Origin of the sequence: Flavobacterium sp. (genome assembly GCF_043773265.1) — a bacterium.
In the GTDB taxonomy this organism is placed as follows: Bacteria; Bacteroidota; Bacteroidia; order Flavobacteriales; family Flavobacteriaceae; genus Flavobacterium.
In genome coordinates this window covers 1-22,096 of sequence record NZ_JAYVFH010000093.1, presented here as the reverse complement: position 1 = coordinate 22,096, position 22,096 = coordinate 1, and the positions used below count along the sequence as shown (strand labels likewise).

Genomic DNA, 22,096 nt, shown 5'->3' with positions numbered 1-22,096 from the left:
GATGAAGAGTCATTACACATGAGACAATTGCTTAAAACTAAGCTTGTTGATATGGATTTATCTGTAAGAGCATTAAATTGTTTAAAAGCAGCTGAAGTTGATACATTAGGAGACCTTGTCTCTTTTAACAAACACGACTTAATGAAGTTCCGTAACTTCGGTAAAAAATCTTTAACAGAACTAGATGAACTAGTAGCTATTAAAAATTTAACCTTCGGAATGGATTTGTCAAAATATAAATTAGATAAAGACTAGTTTCTTTATCAAGTTAAATAGCATTTAAAATGAGACACGGAAAAAAATTCAATCACTTAAGCAGACAGACTGGACATAGAAAATCTATGTTAGCTAATATGGCTTGCTCTTTAATAGAGCACAAACGTATTAACACAACTGTTGCTAAAGCTAAAGCACTTAAACAATTTGTTGAGCCGCTTATAACAAAATCAAAAGAAGATACTACTCACAATCGTCGTGTGGTTTTCGCTTACCTTCGTAACAAATATGGTGTAACAGAACTTTTTAGAGAAGTTGCAGCTAAAGTTGGAGATCGTCCAGGTGGATACACTCGTATTATCAAAGTTGGAAACCGTTTAGGTGATAACGCAGATATGGCAATGATAGAGTTAGTAGATTTCAATGAAATTTACAATGGTGGTAAAAAAGAGGAGAAAAAAGCTAAAAGCCGTCGTGGTTCTAAAGCTAAAAAGGAAACTACAGAAGCTAAAGCAACTGAAGCTCCAGAAACTTCTTCTCCAGAAACTACCGATTCAGCAGAATAATGAAATCAATTTCATAAATATAAAGGATAAACTTTCGAGTTTATCCTTTTTTTTATTCCCTTCATTTATATGAGTGAACCAAGTTCGGGATGGCTTTTTAAACTTTTTTTTTAGAATTCATCCTGATGAATATCAGTAGCAAATAGCTTGGGCTTTATCAGCAATCCATATTCCTGCTATCCATTTCAATCTTCTTGTTAAAAAAAACAAGAAGGATTTTCATTCCTATCAGGGCTAAAAGACAAACAATTAGAATGTTTATAAACTTTTACAAATCAAAATTGTAATTTAATTACAAAATCCTAAATTTGCAAAACACAACTAACTAATATGAACTACACAACAAGACCACAAGCCATTTTACTACTTGCTGACGGAACTATTTTTTACGGAAAATCAATCGGGATTTCAGGAACAACTTTTGGAGAAGTTTGCTTCAATACAGGAATGACAGGTTACCAAGAAATATTTACCGATCCATCATACTTTGGTCAAATAATGGTAGCAACCAATCCGCACATTGGAAATTATGGAGTAAATAACGAAGAAGTAGAATCAGATAAAATAATGATTTCTGGCTTAGTTTGTAAAAATTTTAGTTTCAACCATTCAAGACCAGATTCAGAAAGTAATCTTTATGACTATTTTGAAAAGCAAAATCTAATTTGTATTTCAGATGTAGACACGAGAGCATTAGTAAGTTACATTCGTGATAACGGAGCACAAAACTCAGTAATTTCAACTGACGGAACTTCAATAGAAGAACTAAAAAAACAACTTTCGCAAGTTCCAAATATGAAAGGTTTAGAGTTGGCTTCCAAAGTTTCAACCAAATCAGCTTACTATTATGGAAACGAAAAAGCAACATACAACATTGCAGCACTAGACTTAGGAATTAAAAAAAATATCCTAAGAAATTTAGCCAAAAGAGATTGTTATATAAAAATCTTCCCATACAACACCAATTTTGAAGAATTAAAATCATTCAAACCAGATGGTTATTTTTTATCAAATGGTCCAGGTGATCCAGAACCACTTAAAGAAGTACAAGCTGTAACTAGAGAAATTATAAACACCAATGAACCTTTATTCGGAATCTGTCTTGGCCATCAAATTATTGCTTTGGCAAACGGAGTTTCAACTTACAAAATGTTCAATGGTCATCGTGGAATAAATCATCCAGTAATGAATATCTTAACAGGAAAAGGAGAAATAACATCACAAAATCACGGTTTTGCAGTAAACAGAGAAGAATTAGAAAACAATCAAGATTTAGAAATCACACATTATCACATCAATGACAATACCGTTGCAGGAATGAAAATGAAATCTAAAAATTGTTTTTCAGTTCAATACCATCCAGAAGCTTCTCCTGGACCACACGATTCTAGTTATTTGTTTGATGATTTTATTGATGCTATTATAAAGTCAAAAAAAGAATAAATTATTTAAAACAAAAAAAATGGATTTCATATTGAAATCCATTTTTTTGTTTGCTAATTGTATTAATTATTATAGGTGTAACTTTCATATAAATCATCAAATTTTATATTGTTTTTTAAAAATTTAGTATTAGTTATAAACCAATTATTATACATCATTTTTTTACTATTTTGAATATTATCAATAGTGTCAAATAACAATTTCTTTTTTATATTATATGCTTTAACCACATTATTATAGTTTGTTATTTCTTCTTGTGTTCCTTTTTTTGCACTATTTTTTAAATGTTGTAATTCAACATATTCATTTGCAAAATCATAAAAATAAGGTGTCAATTTAGATTTCTGAACTAATATAAATCTAGCATATTCTATATTTGCATTATTTAAAGAATTGTCTGTATAATTGTTTTTGTAAATACTTGTTTTTAAAATTATTTCTTGATTAATATCTTCTAATGCTATTATAGACTGATAAAAATCATTTATGTTCACATTATTAATTGAAGTTATAAGTTTTTGGTCATAAATATTTATTTTGTAGAACAATATGTTTTGATAAGCATTGTATTCAAAAAGATTATTGCCATTAAAACTATTAATATTCAATTTATATTTCAAGCCAAATTCTTTTTTACTTTTTTCATATCTTCTTAATTCATCAAAATAGCTTATAAGATTTTTTTCTCTTTCTTTAACATTTTGACCAATTTCAGCAATACTTTTTAATGATTGAGCTTCGTAATCACTTAATATTAATGTTCCATTGGTTAAACATTCAATGGTTTTTTGATTCATTTTTATAAAACTATCTCTAAGCATTGTATTATTATCAAATCCTTTATCGAATTGCAATAAAACTGAATTGATTTTTTTTAATTTTTCTGTAATTCTTGTTGATGTAGTTTTGGCTCTGCTTTCTTCATAATCTTCTACAATTGATGAAGAATAATCTAATAATGATTTTTTAAGAAAAAGTTCGTTCTTAGAAAAATCCCTAACGTATGCTTCTATATTTCTATACTCTTGAGAATATGAAATTGAAGGCATGATAAAAATAAACATTACTAACCAAATAAGTGATTGGTTATAATTTCTTAATACTGTTTTTATATGTAAATTTTTCATCAGATATATATGTTTTTATATTTGATGTAAAGTTACTTAGAACAGAAACATTGCATGTTACATATTCATATTTAAAGATTATATAATTAATACTCAATATGGCTTTATGTTAAACAATTCTAATAAATTAAAGGTTTATAACAAGAATTTTAGTAATAAATATAATATAAACTGTTTTTATTTCAATAAAATCATTTAAAAAAAATTAAACTTTGTTACTAGTTTATTCTTTTAAATGATTTAAATAATAATATTAGGATTGTTATTATCATATTATATATTTTAGATTAATAAAAAATTAAATTTTTAATCAATATCAGTATATCTTTCGTAGTTGTTTTCAAACTGAATGTTATTCTTCAAGAAATTACTATTAGAAACATACCATTTATTTATCACTGATTGTTTTTTAGATTGAATTAAATCAAAAGCTGAATAATAAATATTCTTTACATTATTGAAATTTCTAACAGTTGCATTATATTGTTCATCAGAAACTCCTGCAGAATCAAGTTTCATTTTTTGTAATTCGGTATTTAATTTATCAAATTGAACATAGTATGAATATAAACTTCCATTATTGATTTTCATGTATTCAATAAACTGCTTGTTAGCAGTGTTTAAAGAAGTGTCTGTCACTTCTGTTTTATATGTTTCAACTTTAATCAAAGCATCATCACTTATTGTGTTTAAATAAGTAATACAAGAAAAAATTTCTTCCGACTTATTTTGATTGATAAGATTAATTAATTTTTCATCAATTACATTTATTTTATAAAACAATAGATTTTCCATGGCATTATATTCAAGAATATTTTTTCTAATAGAAGACCTAATTTTAATGTCATATTTTAATCCGAATTCTCTTTTCATTTTCTCAAAGTTTAAAACTTCGGCATAATAATCCTCAATTTCACTTTCTTTTCTCTTAAAAACTTCATCTATTTCTTCTATACTCAAAGCGCTAAGTTCTTTATAATCATTAAGACGCAAGGTTTTACTTTTAAATAATGAAATTGTTTTACTGTTTAAACTAATAAAAGCATCACGTAATGTTAAATCACCATTTAATCCTTTATCATTTTTTAACAATATAGAATTGATTTTTTCTAATTTTAAGTAAATAATTTTTAAAGTATTTTCAGTTCTCTCTTCTGAAATTGAATTCACAATAGATTTAGAATATTCAGCCAATGACTCTTTTACAAAAAGTTCATTCCTGCCAAAATCGTCAACATAAGATCTTTGGCTTCTATAGCTTTGACCATTTATAGAATTCACACTAATAATAAATAACATTATTACAAGTAATTTCTTATAATTTTTTCTTTGCGGAAGTAAAGTAGTTTTATTCATTTTAAATAAATTTGGGGAAATTATTTTTGTAAAAGTAAATAATAATTTAGATTTAATCGTTAAAACGTTACTAATAATCGATTAAAAACACAATAATTAATTAATTATAAATAAAAGATTACATATTATTTTTTTTTATTATTCTATTTGTGGCTTAAATTTGACTTTTTTATTAAGTTTATTCTTTAATTCTTTTTAAGGAACTTTTATAATAAAAACTTCGATTTACTAAAACGATTGAGTTTATAAGTTTTTAACTATTTGTATGATTATTTTTAATGATTGATTAAATTTGTTGAATAGTTAAAAAAGCGAATTAAAAAATACTAAATCCTAAAAAAATGAGCATTATAATTAAAGTACACGCAAGACAAATTTTAGACTCTAGAGGAAATCCAACAATCGAAGTAGATGTAGTTACAGAAAATGGAGTGCTTGGTCGTGCTGCTGTTCCATCTGGAGCATCAACTGGAGAACACGAAGCTGTTGAACTTCGAGATGGCGGAAAAGCTTTTATGGGAAAAGGAGTTCTCAAAGCAGTTGAAAATGTAAACACAACTATTGCCAATGAATTACTAGGAACTTCGGTTTTTGAACAAAACCTCATAGATAAAACAATGATTGAATTGGATGGAACTCCAAATAAATCTAATCTTGGTGCTAATGCAATTTTAGGAGTTTCACTTGCTGTTGCAAAAGCTGCTGCAAATGAATTAGGATTGCCTTTATACAGATATGTTGGAGGAGTTTCTGCCAATACATTACCAGTTCCAATGATGAACATCATCAATGGAGGATCACATTCTGATGCGCCAATTGCATTTCAAGAATTTATGATTATGCCAGTAAAAGCAACTTCTTTTACACACGCAATGCAAATGGGAACTGAAATTTTTCATAATCTAAAAAAAGTATTACACGATAGAGGTTTGAGTACTGCTGTTGGAGACGAAGGTGGATTTGCACCCAATCTTGCTGGAGGAACAGAAGACGCATTAGATACAATTAAAAAAGCAGTTGAAAACGCAGGATATAAATTTGGAGACGAAATTATGTTAGCGTTAGATTGCGCAGCTTCAGAGTTTTATGTAAACGGAAATTACGATTATACAAAATTTGAAGGCCAAACAGGAAAAATTAGAACATCAAGAGAACAAGCAGAATATTTAGCTTCATTGGCAACAAATTATCCAATTATTTCTATTGAAGACGGAATGTATGAAGACGATTGGGAAGGTTGGAAATATTTAACAGAACTGATAGGAAATAAAACGCAACTAGTTGGAGATGATTTATTTGTAACCAATGTAGAACGTTTGTCTCGCGGAATTAAAGAAGGAATTGCTAATTCTATTCTTGTAAAAGTAAACCAAATTGGTACGTTGACTGAAACAATTGCAGCTGTAAATATGGCTCACAATGCAGGTTACACATCTGTAATGTCACATCGTTCTGGCGAAACAGAGGACAATACAATTGCCGATTTAGCAGTAGCATTAAACTGTGGACAAATAAAAACTGGTTCAGCTTCACGTTCAGACAGAATGGCAAAGTACAACCAATTACTTCGAATAGAAGAAGAATTAGGCGATACAGCATACTTTCCTGGAGTGAAAGCTTTTAAACAGAAGTAAAAAAATAGTATTTTGTAATTACAACGAAGTAATAATCTCTCAACCTCAAATGTTTTTTAACCTTTGAGGTTTTTTTATTTCTTGAAGCCAATCCAGCCATACATTTCAAGCAAGCAATCACAATGCTTTTTTTCTATTGCAATTGCAGGAACTTCCTTTGGTCGTTCTGCAATTACAAGAAAAAATAGCATTCTTCCTTCTTGGCTTTCCATTGCTGTCTGGGCTAATAAAATTGCGTTTCAATCAAATTCTATTTTGAATTGGTAAATCTAAAATTACATTAATGAATAAAGTACACCATATTGTAATTGAAAATCCTATATTTGTTTTGAACTAAAAATAAAATTATAGATATAAATTAAAGACATATAAAAATTAGCGTTTAGCGAAAAAACCTGTATCTGAAAGGTCGAAATTTCAAATACCTACAGGAGAGTTTAAGCTAACGTTCATGCCAAAAGGCGTGGGCGTTGCTTTACTTTGTAGGTAGGGTATTCGACCACCTCAGATACGAGTAAATGCAATTAGCCTGCGCTTCTTTTTTTGTTTTCTAACAAAATAAAGTTTTTGCATGATAAAAGACACGATACTCAATAACAAGAATATTTCTATAAACAATAAAGAAATTTCTATCTTAAAGGAACACTTTCCGTCTTGTTTTAAAAAAGATGGCAGTTTCGATTTAGAGCGATTTAAGGAAGAACTAAAAGACAAAGTTGATATTGTTCACGAAGGATATGAACTTAAATTTTTAGGTAAAAGCTACGCCAAACTTTTGGCATCTTTAGATACTACAACTGTAATTACTCCAAATTCAGAACACAACAATTTACCCGAAAATAAGGATAGCGAGAATATCTATATCAGTGGAGATAATCTTGATGGATTGAAGCATTTATTAAAATCATACTCCAAAAGTGTAAAATGTATTTATATAGATCCACCATACAACACAGGAAGTGATGGTTTTGTGTATAAAGACAATTTCAATTTTACGGTTGATGAATTGCAAGACAAATTAAGCGTTGACGAAACCCAAGCCAAACGAATTTTAGATTTAACCAAAAGAGATTCCGCTTCGCACTCAGCTTGGCTTATGTTTATGTATGCACGTTTGCAACTTGCAAAAGATTTATTAAAAGATGATGGTGTTATTTTTATTTCCATTGATGATAATGAACAAGCAAATTTGAAGTTGTTATGTGATGATATTTTTGGAGAAGAGAATTTAATTTCTAGTTTGGTATGGCATCAGGGAAGAAAATCTGCTGGTAAAACAGTTGCAATTAATCATGAATATTGTTTAATTTATTCTAGAAATAAAATTAAAATATATGATGCAAATAAAGAAGATTTAATTTATTTCAGAGAGAGAAAAGAATCATTAGATTTAATATATAAAAAAGAAGAAGAATTAAGGTTAGAATTTGATGATGATTATAATAGAATGTCAAAAGAAATCAAAATTTTTTATAAATCTTTTGATGATGAACATCCAATTAAAAGAAATAAACATTACGATAAATTTGATAAAAAAGGATTATTTTTTGCGGATAATACATCGGCTCCTGATAATCCTGAAACAAGGTCACATAAACCATTGATTCATCCAGTTACTAAAAAGGAAACTTCGGTACCAGCAATGGGTTGGCGGTACAATTATGATAATTTATTAAAGCTTGTAGATGAAGATAGGATTTATTTCGGGATAGATGAGCAAAAAGTACCATGTTATAAAAGATATTTAAAGGAAACTGAATATGAATTCACACCAAGTGTTTTTTATAAAGATGGCAGAGGAGCTTCAAAAAGATTGGAAAAATTGTTTGAATTTAAAGTATTCGATTTTCCCAAAGATGAAACTATAATTAAAAAATTTATTAGTTTTATAAGTGTTTTTTGTAATGAAAAAGACATTGTTTTAGATTTTTTTTCAGGTTCTGCGACTACCGCACATTCTGTAATGCAACTTAATGCTGAGGATGGAGGAAACAGAAATTTTATAGCCATTCAACTTCCGGAGGATTTAGACCTAAAAAAAGAAAGTCAAAAGAATGCTTATAATTTTCTTAATGAATTAAAATATCCGACAACGTTGGATTATATAGGTTTTGAACGAATAAAAAGAGCATCCAAAAAAATTAAAGCAGAAACAAAAGCCGAAATTGATTACGGCTTCAAACATTTCATTCTCAACGAACCTAATCAAAACACATTAGACAAATGCGAAACTTTTGATAAAGCCAGTTTACTTGGTGATGCCACAATTTTAGACGATTTTGGTACAGAAACTGTTTTAACAACTTGGCTAAACAATGATGGTTACGGATTGAATGCAAAAGTTGAAACTATAGATTTAAAAGGTTATACGGCATATTATTGTCAAAAACATTTGTATTTAATCAATTCCAATTTCACACAAGAAGCGTTGGTAGTTCTTTTTGAAAAATATGATACAATTGCTGGTTTTAATCCTGAAAATATTGTGCTGTTTGGTTACAGTTTTAACGAATGGTCGGTAACCGAAATGTTAGAAAAGAACTTGAAAATCTTGAACGACAGTGAGAAGAATTTGAAAATTAATATTGATGTAAGGTATTAATTATGGAGTTAATTTTAAAAAATGGTTTGCCTCATCAAGAGAAAGCGGTTAATGCGATCAGTAATGTGTTTACCGAAGATAGTTTTAAGAAAAACACCTTTTATTTTGCAAATCCAAAGTTAGATGAAGATAAAGCAACGCTGTTAGAACAAATAAAAAAAGTTCAAAAAGAAAATGCAGTTGATTCCGAATACATCAATTTGAATGGCATTGAAAACTATTTGAATTTAGACATTAAAATGGAAACAGGAACTGGGAAAACCTATGTTCAAGTGGCTACTATTTTTGAACTTCATAAAAAGTTTAAGATAAATAAATTTATAATTGTGGTGCCAACATTGGCAATCAAAGCTGGAACAAAACAATTTATTCAAGACAGTTACACCAAAAAACATTTTAAAAACGTTTGCGGTTATGGAACTGAAATAGAATTACAAGTTCTTGAAGCAAGTAAGGCTAAAAAAGGCAAAAAGAGGTTTCCCGGAGTAATTAGAGAATTTGTATCAGGTTCTAGTCAAAACGCTAATAAAATTTATGTTTTGCTAACCAATATGGCATTGTTTAGTACTAGGCAAGATGCGATGCTAAATCGTAACGATTATGATTATGGTCCAGAAGGATTTCATCGACCAGTTGAAGCCTTGAAAGCTACAAAACCATTTTTGATAATTGACGAACCACATCGTTTTTCAAAAGAGCAAAAAACATTCGATTTCATTATTAATGATATTCAACCGCAATGTATCATTCGGTTTGGTGCAACTTTTCCAATAATTACAACGGCGAAAACTACATTTAAAGATTATCATAATTTGCTTTACAACTTAACGGCTTGTGATGCGTTTAATCAAAATTTGATAAAAGGAATTGCGAAAGAACATTTTGAACCATTATCAAATAAAGAAGATAAGGTGAAAATTATGTCGGTTCAAAGTAAAACAGCAGTTAAATTGAATTACATTCAAAAAGGAAACAATACTAAATCTTTCGAACTAAAAAAAGGCGATAGTTTATCTCTAATTTCAACAGAATTAGAAGGAATTGTTATCGAAGCAATTGGTTCTAATTATATTGAATTGTCAAATGGTCAAACCAAATTTCAAGGTGAAGAATTTATAAACGATATTTATTCTTCTTCATATCAAGAACAAATGTTGCGGTTGGCTATTGACCGACATTTTGAAACCGAGAAAATTAATTTTGATAGAAAATTTAAGATAAAAACATTGGCACTTTTCTTTATTGATGATATTCATTCCTATAGAAAAGATGATAAAAGTGGAAAAGAAACGTATCTAAAAAATACTTTTGAAAGACTATTATTAGAAAAGATAAACGAAATTTTACCTAAGCTTTCAACTGAAAATGATAGCGATTATATTGAGTATTTAAAAGCATCAAAATTAGATATTTCGGCTTGTCACGCTGGTTATTTTTCGCAGGATAATACTAATTCTGATGAGGAAATTGCGAATCAAATCAATGAGATTTTATTTGACAAAAAGAAATTATTATCAATAAAAACAGAAGATGGAAAACTCAATACAAGGCGTTTTTTGTTTTCTAAATGGACTTTAAAAGAAGGTTGGGATAATCCTAATGTTTTTACAATTGCAAAACTTCGCTCTAGCGGAAGCGAGAATAGTAAAATACAAGAAGTTGGTCGAGGTTTGCGTTTACCAGTTGATGAAAATGGTAATAGAATTTCAAACGAGGATTTCAAACTAAATTATATTATTGATTTTACCGAAGCCGATTTTGCAGAAAAATTGGTTAAAGAAATTAATGATGAGTTGCCTAAAGGATTTGTTATAACCGAAGAACAACTTCAAAAAATAGCAGATAAATTAGGTGTAAACTCGGATGATTTATTTACAGATTTATTGATTAAAAAATTTATCGATAGAAACAATAATGTTGTAATAGAAAACTCAAATCAATTTTTTGAAGAATATCCAAACTTTGCAATTGGATTAAACAATAATAAAATATCCGACAGAAATAAAGTTAAAGAACGAAAAGTAAAAATTCGTGTGGCACAATACAGCGAAATAAAAACACTTTGGGAAGCTATAAATCAAAAATATTTATTGTTTTATGAGAAAATTGAGAATGATAATTATTTAAAAAATGAATTGGTTTCACTTTTTAAAAATGATGTTTTTGTAGATGTTATTATTTCAAGTAAAAGAGAAATATTAAATACTTCTGATGGTTTAATGATATTGAATGAAAGTAGCGGTAATCAATATAAAATCATTAAAAAATTAGCCTACGGAGAATTTCTAAAAAGAATAAACAAACAAACAAATATTCCAATTCAATTGTTAAACCAAGCATTAATTGAATATTCAAAAACCAACAAAATAGATGAGGATAAAATAAATGAATCAAGTGTAGCAAAATTTGTTTCAAAATTTAATGATTGGAAAATTAATAATTTGCAAGGTCGTTTTTCGTATGTTAAAACCAATATCAAACTAAATGGAACATCTTTGACTTTTGCAAATGGAACTCCAAAACTTGAAATAACACAAGGATTTATCGGAACAAATTTTATTGAAGACACACCTGTTGAAAAATATTTGTACGACACAGTTGCTTTTGATTCTCCATTGGAAAAAACTAATATTTTGGAACAAGTAAGTGAGGTTGTTGTTTATGGCAAAATCCCAAGTAGAAGTATTTCAATTCCAACAATTGCAGGAGAATCTTATAGTCCAGATTTTATGTACGTGGTTAAAAAATCTGATGGAAATAAAATTTTGAATATTATTGTTGAAACAAAAGACGTGAAAAAAGAATCAGATTTAAGAAAAATTGAAGAAGTGAAAATTAATTGTGCAAAGGAGTTTTTTAAACAATTAACTATAGATGGTTATTCTGTTGCATTTTACGAGCAAATAAGTACTACAAAAATGAAACAGATTATTGATGATGTTTTGGTTTAATTTCGAATTTTAAAACTTTACAATTAATCTAAAGGAATCTATTTCTTGAAAATCACTTCTGAAAATGGTGCTAAAGTTGAACAAATTATGAAAGAGTAAGTTTTTTTAATTATTAGTAAACCCTTTCATTGTTTTAAACTTTGAAAGGGTTTTTTATTTTTAGAAATCCAAATTCTCGGTCAAATCTATATTTTTCTCATTGAATCTTGCAGTTTCCTCATTAACCATTTTTTGCAAATAAGTAAATGTTATATTTGTTTTATCAATTTGTAAAAAATGAAAAAATCAATTCTCCTATATTTATTTTTGTTCTGTTTTGGATTCTTGCAATCTCAAACCAAAACAATCGACAGTTTGTTGACCGTTTTACAACAACCTAAAAACGACATAGAAAAAGCACAAAACTTAAATGCAATTGCAAACGAATACAAAACAAGCAATCCAAAATTGATGTTGGATTATGCAACAAAAGCATTGCAATTGTCACAAAAAATTGGCTATAAAATCGAAGAAGGATTTGCTGATTTGAATCTTGGAAATATCAATATTATTTCTGGAAATTATTCCAAAGCTTTAGAATATTTCACTTCTGCACAATATATTTTTGAAAATGAAACCCAAACCAATGCTGATGAAAAGCTAAAAATTAATAAAGGATTGGCAAAAGCATACGGAAGCATCGGAATTGTTTTTTCTGAACAAAGCAATTATTCCAAAGCATTGCAATATCATTTTAAAGCTGTAAAAATTTATGAATCTTTAAAAGATGACAAAAAAAGCGCTCAAGTTTATAATAATATTGGAGTAGAATACAAATCGCAAGGAACGGATTTTAAAGCATTAGAATATTTCTTGAAAGCCCAGAAAATTCAAGCCAAATTGAATGATCCTAATATTGGAATTACGCTTACCAATATTGCCAATTGTTATCTAAAACAAAAGAATTACGAAAAAGCATTAGATTATTACAATCAAGCAAAATCAAGTATTGATAAAAATCCAGATTCTCGTGCTCTTGGAGAATGGTTCAACAATATGGGTTTGTATTATCAAGCAATTAATAATCCTAGTAAAGCAATTGAAAACTGGAATTTATCGATTCAAACTTTCAAAAATATTGATGATAAATTTGGAGTAGCCAACACTTATTTGTACGTCGGTGAATTGTATTTGAATCAAAAAAATTACAATTTGGCTTTGTCTAACACCAATCAATCATTACTATTGTCAAAAGAAACTGGCTCTTTGGACCAGACCGTTTTTGCAGAAAAAATATTGAGTACAATTTATAAACAACAAAATAATTCAGTTGAAGCATTACGTCATTTTGAATTGTATAGTCAAGCTAAAGACAATTTGACCAACGAAGACAATATCCGAAAAGGAATTGAAGCTGCTATGAATTTTGATTTTGATAAACGAGAAGTTGCATTCGAAAAAAAGAATTTATTGCTTCAAGAACAATCCAAACAGAATAAAATGCAACTTTTTTTTGCTGGATTATTCACTTTGATGTTGACTGGAATTGGTTTTTTATTTTACAACCGTTTGCAACTCAAAAAAACATTAACCCTACAAAAAGAATTAGCAGAATACGAACAAAAAGCGTTGCATTTGCAAATGAATCCGCATTTTGTTTTTAATTGTTTGGGTTCTATTTCTAGTTTTATTGTTCAAAATGGTGCTCATTCCGCGGTGCGTTATTTGTCTAAATTTTCTAAATTAATGCGACTAACACTAGAATATTCTAAGCAATCATTAATTCCTATTGATAAAGAAATTCAAAGTTTAGACAATTATTTAGAGTTAGAACGTCTACGATTTAATAACAAATTCGATTTCACAATAACCAAAGATCCAGCAATCGAAGACGATTTGGCATTGCCACCACTTTTGTTACAACCATTTGTAGAAAACGCCATAATTCATGGCATAATTCCGGGCAAAGAACACGGAACGATTGGAATAGATTTTAAATTAGAGAATCAAAATTTGGTTTGTACCATTACTGATAATGGCATTGGTTTCGAAAAATCAGCAGCAATTAAAACCGATACCGTTGTCGTTCATAAATCAATGGCATTGGACATTACTAAAAAAAGATTAGAAATGATAGCAAGCACTACATCTAAAAAAGCCGAAGTTTCAATCGAAGAATTGTTTCCAGAAAGCAATGGAATGAAAGGTACAAAAGTTACCTTGTGTTTGCCAATACAATTTATTGAAAAGGCAAAAGTTGAAAAGCATTAATGTTAAATGAATACAGTATTCTAAAAACTATCAATCAACAATCGTAAACTAAAAAACATAAATGATTACAGCAATATTAATAGACGACGATGTAAATTTAAGAAACGGAATTCGAGAATTATTAGCCCATTTTGCGCCAGACATAATCATCGTTGGCGAAGCCGAAGATGTGGCATCAGGAGTTGCAATTATGGACAAACTAAAACCACAAGTTGTGTTTTTGGATATTCAGCTCAATGATGGAACTGGGTTTGATGTGTTAGAAAAGTTGACATCCAAAAACGGAAAAACTACTTCGCACATCGTGTTTATTACCGCTCACGAGGAATATGCCATAAAAGCTTTCCGATTTAGTGCGCTTGATTTTTTGCTGAAACCTGTAGATATTGATGAACTGGAAATTGTAATTCATAAAATACGCACAACGCTTGACAAAAAAGACAATTATGCACACATAGATTTGCTGTTAGAAAACATTCGCAAGAAAGTAGATAATTACAAGCGAATTGCATTAACAACCAGCGATGGCATTCACGTTTATGAAGTAAGTGATATTATTCGTTGCGAAGGAGAAGACAATTATACAACGTTTTATATTAAAAATAGCAAACCTATAATTATTTCTAAAACCCTAAAGGAATATGAAGAAATGTTGGGAGAATATGGATTTGAACGCATCCATCAAAAGCATTTAATAAATTTAAATTTCTTGAAATCGTATGTAAAACGAGATGGTGGTTATGTAGTAATGGCAGATAATACCGAATTACCCATTTCGCAACGCAAGAAAGAACGTTTGCAAGAATTGATAAAATCTTTTTAGAGTTTAAGATGAAAATCTTTAAAATAATAACAAAATAAAACAAGATGAACAAAATAATTAATAAATCCAACCCTATGAAAAAATTACTATTATTTTTATTGCTATTTACTGGGATAGTAAATGCACAAATTGTGAATATTCCTGATGCGAATTTTAAGGCAAAGCTTCTAATGGCAAGTCCAACTGTTGAAGTTGCAAAAGACTTTAGCGATAATTGGATGGTGATTGATGCTAATGGCGATGGTGAAATACAAGTAAGCGAAGCAGCTTTAGTAAAATATTTAGAAATTAGCAATAGCAATATTCGATATTCTAATGGGCTTACAAGTTTTGTAAATTTAGAGGTTTTGAAATGTCGTCAAAATAAATTTACCTCGATTACTCTAAATGGTTTAGTGAATCTTAAAGAAATTGATTTATGGTTTAACTATTACTTAAAAACATTAACCTTGAATGGATTGTCTAATTTGAAAACTTTAACGTGTTATTCTTGTAGTAATTTGCAAACTTTGAACATGACAGGATTAACAAACCTTGAAAGTTTGAATTATAGCTTCACTAAAATTAACATAACCAATTTTAGTAGTATGCCAAATCTTAAAGTATTGGCATGTGCTGGCAATGAAATAAGTAATCTAAACCTAACAGGTTTGTCTAATTTGACAACATTGTACTGTTTTACTAATGCAATAGCATCATTAAATTTATTTGGATTACCAAACCTTGAAATTTTAGGGTGTAGTTCTAACCTGCTAACTACTCTTGACACAAGTAATAATCCTAATCTAAAAACACTTTATTGTGGTGGTAATTTGCTTTCTACTTTAAATGTGAATCAATTATTAAATTTAGAAACTCTAGATTGTAGTCAAAATCAGTTTACGACTTTAAATTTGAATGGTTTGACAAATCTAATAAGTTTTAATTATAATAATTCACCTGCATCAAGTATTATTATTGACGGTTTGACTAATTTAGAAACTTTAAGTTTGTACAATTCGCAATTAACAAGTTTGGATATTAATAATTTGCCAAACCTAAAAAAATTAAATTGTGCTAAAAATGATTTAACCTCACTCACAATTTCTAATTTACTAAATTTAGATACATTAAATTGTGCTTATAATTTACAACTTACGAATTTAAGTTTGAGTAATTTGCCTAATCTTAAAAGTTTGAGCTGTAATGGAGGTGTTCTTGGAAGTGGCACAACAGGAAATCTAACTAGTTTGAACGTAAGTGGTTTAACAAGTTTGGAGTTTTTAGATTGTCAGTTCAATCAATTGACAACATTAAATTTGAATGGACTTACAAATCTAAAAAGTCTTGTTTATAACAACAATTTAATTTCAAGTTTAACTTTAAATAATTTGCCCAGTTTAGTTGGTTTGGATTGTTCGTCAAACCAAATTACAAATTTAGATGTTAGTAATTTAACAGCTTTAAAATCTTTATCTTGTGGCAACAATCTATTAACTTCTTTAAATTTAAGTAATTTGCCCAATCTAACTCAATTAAATTGTGGTAGCAATCAACTTACCCAAGCATCAATAACTGGCGTTTTTACTAATCTTACTGATTTTAATTGCAATAGCAATCAAATTACTTCTCTTGATTTAACTGGTTTTAATAGTCTTAAAAATTTAGAATGTCGAAATAACAACTTAACTACTTTGAATTTAAATGGATTAAGTAATTTGTTTTTTGTAGAATGTTCATCTAATAACCTTACAACATTAAATTTAAGCGGTTTAAATTCTTTGGTAGCATTATATTGTGGTGCTAATCAACTACCGTCTATAAATTTAACAGGATTGAATAAATTAATTTATTTTTATTGTAGTGCCAATCAAATAACTAACCTTAATTTGAATGATTTACCAAATCTGATATCTATAGATTGTTCATCAAATCAAATTTCAAGTTTAGACGTGAATAATAATATCTTTCTTGATAATATCATTTGTAATAATAATCAACTTTCAAGTTTGAACTTATCTGATTCGAAATTTTTATATCGATTAAATGCTAGTAATAACTTATTGACAACACTTGATTTAAGTCCTCTTGCTTATCTTGGAGAATTAGTTGTTAATAACAATCAATTAACAACAATATTTGCTAAAAATGCCAGCAACGAAGCTATGATTCTTGATAATAATCCTGATTTAACATATTTATGTGTAGACACAAACCAAGTTGCGACTATTCAAGCTCAATTAAATGGTTTAAACTTTAACACTACCGTTTGTAATTCTTATTGCTCATTTAATCCAGGAGGAAACTACAATACGATTTCAGGAATTGCAGTTTTTGATGGCAACACAAATGGTTGCGACGTTTTAGATGGTGTGAAACCATTTGTTAGATTCGACATTAATGATGGGATAGAAAGCGGTGCAACAGTTACAAATATCAATGGTATTTATAGTTATTTTACTGATGAAGGAGATTTTACAATTACTCCAAATGTAGAAAATCAATCGTGGTTTGACTTTTCGCCACCAACCGTTACAATACCTTTCGTAGATAATAATAACAATAATACAAATCAGGATTTTTGCATAACCGCCAACGGTGTTCATAATGATATAGAAGTAGTTGTTGCCCCAATTACAACTGCACGTCCAGGGTTTGATGCTCAATATAATATTGTTTTCAAAAACAAAGGAAACCAGACGCTTTCGGGCAATGTTAATTTTACATATAATGATGCAGTTTTAGATTATGTTTCGGCAACAGTTGTGCCAAGTTCTCAAAGTTCTGGAATTGTAAATTGGAATTATACTAATTTATTGCCATTTGAAAGTAGAAATTTTCAGATAACCTTAAATGTAAATTCACCTACTGAAACGCCATCGGTAAATATAGATGATATTCTAAATTTTACAACATCAATAACGCCAGTTGTTGCCGACGATTTGCCATTGGATAATTCGTTTTCTTATTACCAAAGAGTAGTTGGTTCATTCGATCCAAATGATATTATTTGCTTAGAAGGTACAAGTGTTTCGCCAACAACAATAGGAGATTATTTACATTATATGATTAATTTTGAAAATACAGGAAACTTCCCTGCCGAAAATGTAGTAGTGAAAACAACCATCGATCCAACCAATTTTGATATAAATTCGTTACAACTACTCAACACATCTTCGCCAGTTTATGCCAGAATTACAGGTAATGTTGTGGAATTTATTTTCGAAAACGTTCAACTTGTTGGTCCAGGCGGACATGGTCACGTTTTATTAAAAGTTAAATCTAAAAACACTTTGGTTACCGGAGATAGTGTTTCTAAACGTGCCGATATTTTCTTTGATTATAATATGCCAGTGGATACAGGATTGGTAAATACCATTTTTCAAAGTTTATCTAATTCAGGTTTCATTTTAGATAATTCAGTTAGTATTGCGCCAAATCCTACAAGTTCAAGTGTAACTATTAGTTGCAATAGTGTCATAAATTATATAGAATTATATGATATTCAAGGAAGATTATTGCAAACACAAATAATAAATGATATTCAAACTTCGATAAACATCTTAGATAAATCTAAAGGAATTTATTTCTTAAAAATTACTACCGAAAAAGGAAGTAAAGTAGAACGAATTGTGAAAGAGTAAAAACTAATTTTTTCAACTAAACCTCAAAGTTATTAGCTTTGAGGTTTTTTTATTGGATAAAATCAAATAAATAATTTATAGTTTATTTCTTACTTTTATTGTTTTTATAAAATCGAATTCTCATTTCTCACCATCGAATTCTCATTCAATCTTTGATTTGTTAAAGTAATTTGTACTTTTGCCATTCCTAAATCTTATAATGAAGTCAAAAATAGCAATACTTGCTTTACTATTAATTTCCATGTTTGCTAACGCGCAAAACAAGGAAATTGATAGTTTGACTTTGTTACTAAAAAATTCTAAAAGCGACATTAAAAAAGCAGAACTTCTAAATCAAATTGCCGACGAATACAAAACAATAAATCCTAAAGAAATGATTGTTTTTGCTAACAAAGCATTGCAATTATCTCAAAATAATAACATTAAAATTGAACAAGCAAATGCCTATCATCATCTTGGAAACGCTAACATTATTTTAGGAAATTACAAATCTGCTTTAGACAACTTCTTAAAAGAACAAACAATTTTTGAAAATGAATTGAAAATTACAACCTTAAATAATCAACTTGTACTAAAAAATGGATTAGCAAGAGCTTATGGAAGTATTGGTTTCGTTTTTATGGAACAAAGCAGTAATGACAAAGCTTTGCTATATAATTTTAAAGCATTAAATATCTTTGAAGAAACTAAAAATACTGATAAACTTTCTAGAATTTATAATAATCTTGGAGTAATATACAATTCGCAAAGCAATTTTGAAAAAGCTCTAATTTATTATGTAAAATGTTTGAAAATTCAAGTAGCAAAATCTGATAAAAGTATTGGTACCACTACAACAAACATTGGTTTAACCTATTTTTACCTTAAAAATCTTCCAAAAGCATTAGAGTATTATAATAAGTCAAAATTATATTTTGATAAAAATCCAAATCCAAGAGGTTTAGGAGAATTGTATAATAACTACGGAACTTTTTATTTTGAAAGAAACAATGAAAAACTTGCAATTGAATATCTTACTAAAGCTCTAAAAGTATTCGAAAGTATTGATGATAAATATGGCAGTGCCGATTCTTATGCAACTTTGGGTTCGATCTATTTAAAACAACAAAAATATAATTTGGCTATAGAAAATATAAATAAATCATTACAAATTGGGAAAGAATTAGGTGCATTATTTAGAGTTCAAGCATCTGAACAAGCATTGAGTGAAATTTATGAAAAACTAAACAATACTAGTGAAGCATTAAAACATTATAAATTGTATAGTTCTGCAAAGGATAATATTGTTAATGATGAAATCATAAAAAACACTGTTCGAACCGAAATGAATTTTGAATTTGATAGAAAACAATTAATTCAAAAAGCAGAACAAGAAAAAGAAGAAATGTTTATTGAAGCTAAAAAAAGAGCAGAAAAAATTAAAATTTTAATTTCTGTTTTATTTATATTATTTGTAGCAGGAATTGCATTTATAAGTTATAAAAGAGTACAACTTAGAAAAAGATTAACACTAGAAAAAGAATTGGCAGTTTATGAGCAAAAAGCATTGCACTTGCAGATGAATCCGCATTTTATTTTTAATTGCTTAGGTTCTATTTCAAGTTTTATTGTTCAAAATAGTACAGATGCTGCAATAAAATATTTAGCCAAATTTTCTAAATTAATGCGATTAACATTAGAATATTCTAAAGAAACATTAATTCCAATTGATAAAGAAATAGAAAGTTTGCAAAATTATTTAGAATTAGAACAACTTCGATTTAATAATAAATTTGATTTTTATATAAAAAAATCGAACGATATTGAAGATGATGTTGCTTTACCGCCATTACTGTTGCAACCGTTTATTGAAAACGCCATAATTCATGGTTTAAATCCCACAATAAAAAACGGTACAATTACAATTGATTTCTCAATTGAAGATGAAAGCTTAATTTGTATAATAATAGATAACGGAATAGGTATAAATACATCTAAAGAGTTCAAGAAAAAATTGGTTACCATGCATAAATCTATGGCATTAGACATTACTAATAAACGACTAGAAATGATACAAACTTCTTCTTCACAAAAATCTAGAGTTGATATTGAAGAAATGAATAAAGATGGAGAAGTATTAGGAACAAAAGTAGTTGTTAGACTACCATTACAATATTTAAAATAAAATAAAATAAAATAATAAATAAAAAATGATAACAGCAGTAATTATAGATGATGATGTTAATATAAGAAACGGAATGAAAGGTTTGCTTTCACTATATGCGCCAGATATTGATATTATAGGTGAAGGAGAAAGTGTTGCTAGTGGAATTTCAATTATAAATAAATTAAACCCTCAAATTGTTTTTTTAGACATTCAAATGAATGATGGCACAGGTTTTGATATGCTAGAAAAGCTTTCAGAAATTAATGGAAAAATCACTTCTCATATTGTATTTATTACAGCTTATGAGCAATATGCAATAAAAGCTTTTAGATTTAGTGCTTTAGATTTTTTATTAAAACCTGTTGCACCCGATGATTTAGAAAAAGTTGTTTCAAAAATAAGAACTATATTAGAAAAAGATGATGATTATTCTCATATAGATTTATTATTAGAAAATATTAGAAAAAAAGCAGATAATTTTAAACGAATTGCATTGTCTAATTCAGATGGAATTCATCTTCTTGATATTGTAGATATTATTCGTTGTGAAAGCGATGATAATTACACCAAGTTTTATATTAAAAATAGAAAACCAATTTTAATATCAAAAACTTTAAAAGAATATGAAGAAATGTTAACAGAACACGGTTTTGCAAGAATTCATCAATCACATCTTATAAATTTATCTTATGTGAAATCATATTTAAAAAAAGATGGAGGTTTTGTAATTATGAATGATGATGTTCAATTACCAATTTCCCAAAGAAAAAGAGAACAAATACAAGCTATTTTAACAAAACAATTAATATAAATAATAGTAATCACTAATTTATTAATTACAAAATCTAACATGATGAAAAAATTATTTTATTTATTCTTACTGTTTTCTGGCGTTGCAAACGCACAAAATATAGTTTTTACAGATCCAACTTTTAAAGCAAAATTATTGCTTTCCTCAACTGCTAATCCTATTGCAAGAGATGTGTCAGGAGTTCAAATGGTAATTGATACTAATGGTGATAGTCAAATTTCACTTGATGAAGCTGCATTAGTTTATTACATTGATATTAATAATTTAAATGTAATGTCTAACTTAGAAGGAATTAAATTTTTTATTAATTTAGTTCAGTTAAGATGTTCCAATAATACAATAGATAACATAGACGTTTCTGGAATGACAAATCTTACAAATTTAAATTGTTTTCAAAACACTTTAACATCAATAGATGTAACAGGATGTACAGCTTTAGTCACTCTGAATTGTAAAAATAATTTATTAACCACAATTGATGTTTCAACTTGTATAAATCTAGTAACTTTAGATTGTAGCAACAATAGTTTGGTCACTTTATTTGTAAA

Annotated in this window: 14 protein-coding genes and 1 pseudogene; 12 read left to right on the top strand and 3 right to left on the bottom strand. The window is 28.3% G+C overall.

The features are described 5' to 3' along the window. From ACH2BO_RS04890 to carA, 3 genes are all read left to right on the top strand, one after another. Positions 1-255, top strand: a 255-nt coding sequence (locus ACH2BO_RS04890; RefSeq protein WP_395043629.1) for a DNA-directed RNA polymerase subunit alpha C-terminal domain-containing protein, incomplete at its 5' end; no start/stop codon positions are given. Positions 256-284: 29 nt separating this feature from the next. Next, the gene (rplQ, locus tag ACH2BO_RS04885) at positions 285-782 is read left to right on the top strand and encodes a 50S ribosomal protein L17 (RefSeq protein WP_395043628.1); all 498 of its coding nucleotides are present in this window, start codon (positions 285-287) and stop codon (positions 780-782) included. Between the two features lie 330 nt (positions 783-1,112). Continuing rightward, a complete protein-coding gene (carA, locus tag ACH2BO_RS04880; protein ID WP_395043627.1) occupies positions 1,113-2,225 on the top strand; it encodes a glutamine-hydrolyzing carbamoyl-phosphate synthase small subunit in 1,113 nt (370 codons plus the stop codon). 62 nt (positions 2,226-2,287) lie between these two features. Here carA and ACH2BO_RS04875 read toward each other — a convergent pair whose 3' ends face one another. Then, on the bottom strand, positions 2,288-3,352 hold the full coding sequence (locus ACH2BO_RS04875) for a hypothetical protein (protein WP_395043626.1): 1,065 nt from the start codon (positions 3,350-3,352) through the stop codon (positions 2,288-2,290). 306 nt (positions 3,353-3,658) lie between these two features. Further along, positions 3,659-4,708: a hypothetical protein gene (locus ACH2BO_RS04870; protein WP_395043625.1), complete on the bottom strand. Its 1,050-nt coding sequence runs from the start codon at positions 4,706-4,708 to the stop codon at positions 3,659-3,661. A gap of 341 nt (positions 4,709-5,049) precedes the next feature. Here ACH2BO_RS04870 and eno point away from each other — a divergent pair, with 341 nt between their 5' ends. Beyond that, entirely contained in the window at positions 5,050-6,342 is a 1,293-nt protein-coding gene (eno, locus tag ACH2BO_RS04865; RefSeq protein ID WP_395043624.1) for a phosphopyruvate hydratase, read from the top strand. A 74-nt stretch (positions 6,343-6,416) separates the two neighbouring features. On the opposite strand, the gene ACH2BO_RS04860 is transcribed toward eno, so the two are convergent. Further along, positions 6,417-6,554: a hypothetical protein gene (locus ACH2BO_RS04860; protein WP_395043623.1), complete on the bottom strand. Its 138-nt coding sequence runs from the start codon at positions 6,552-6,554 to the stop codon at positions 6,417-6,419. A 359-nt stretch (positions 6,555-6,913) separates the two neighbouring features. Here ACH2BO_RS04860 and ACH2BO_RS04855 point away from each other — a divergent pair, with 359 nt between their 5' ends. The 8 genes and pseudogenes from ACH2BO_RS04855 to ACH2BO_RS04820 all read left to right on the top strand — a co-directional run. Continuing rightward, the gene (locus tag ACH2BO_RS04855) at positions 6,914-8,944 is read left to right on the top strand and encodes a site-specific DNA-methyltransferase (RefSeq protein WP_395043622.1); all 2,031 of its coding nucleotides are present in this window, start codon (positions 6,914-6,916) and stop codon (positions 8,942-8,944) included. Positions 8,945-8,946: 2 nt separating this feature from the next. Next, positions 8,947-11,895 (top strand): type III restriction-modification system endonuclease, encoded by a 2,949-nt coding sequence (locus ACH2BO_RS04850; protein ID WP_395043621.1) that lies wholly within the window; start codon positions 8,947-8,949, stop codon positions 11,893-11,895. A gap of 276 nt (positions 11,896-12,171) precedes the next feature. Next, a complete protein-coding gene (locus tag ACH2BO_RS04845; RefSeq protein WP_395043620.1) occupies positions 12,172-14,145 on the top strand; it encodes a tetratricopeptide repeat protein in 1,974 nt (657 codons plus the stop codon). 61 nt (positions 14,146-14,206) lie between these two features. Beyond that, positions 14,207-14,968 carry a LytR/AlgR family response regulator transcription factor gene (locus ACH2BO_RS04840; protein WP_395043619.1) on the top strand — a complete coding sequence of 254 codons (762 nt, stop codon included), beginning with the start codon at positions 14,207-14,209 and terminating at the stop codon, positions 14,966-14,968. A 74-nt stretch (positions 14,969-15,042) separates the two neighbouring features. Continuing rightward, positions 15,043-18,591 carry a T9SS type A sorting domain-containing protein gene (locus ACH2BO_RS04835; protein ID WP_395043618.1) on the top strand — a complete coding sequence of 1,183 codons (3,549 nt, stop codon included), beginning with the start codon at positions 15,043-15,045 and terminating at the stop codon, positions 18,589-18,591. Between the two features lie 199 nt (positions 18,592-18,790). Beyond that, the gene (locus tag ACH2BO_RS04830; RefSeq protein WP_395043617.1) at positions 18,791-20,755 is read left to right on the top strand and encodes a tetratricopeptide repeat protein; all 1,965 of its coding nucleotides are present in this window, start codon (positions 18,791-18,793) and stop codon (positions 20,753-20,755) included. Between the two features lie 25 nt (positions 20,756-20,780). Beyond that, complete coding sequence (locus ACH2BO_RS04825; protein ID WP_395043616.1) at positions 20,781-21,548, top strand: LytR/AlgR family response regulator transcription factor; 768 nt, start codon at positions 20,781-20,783, stop codon at positions 21,546-21,548. Positions 21,549-21,590: 42 nt separating this feature from the next. Next, a pseudogene (locus tag ACH2BO_RS04820) lies at positions 21,591-22,096 on the top strand (hypothetical protein); the annotation flags it as partial.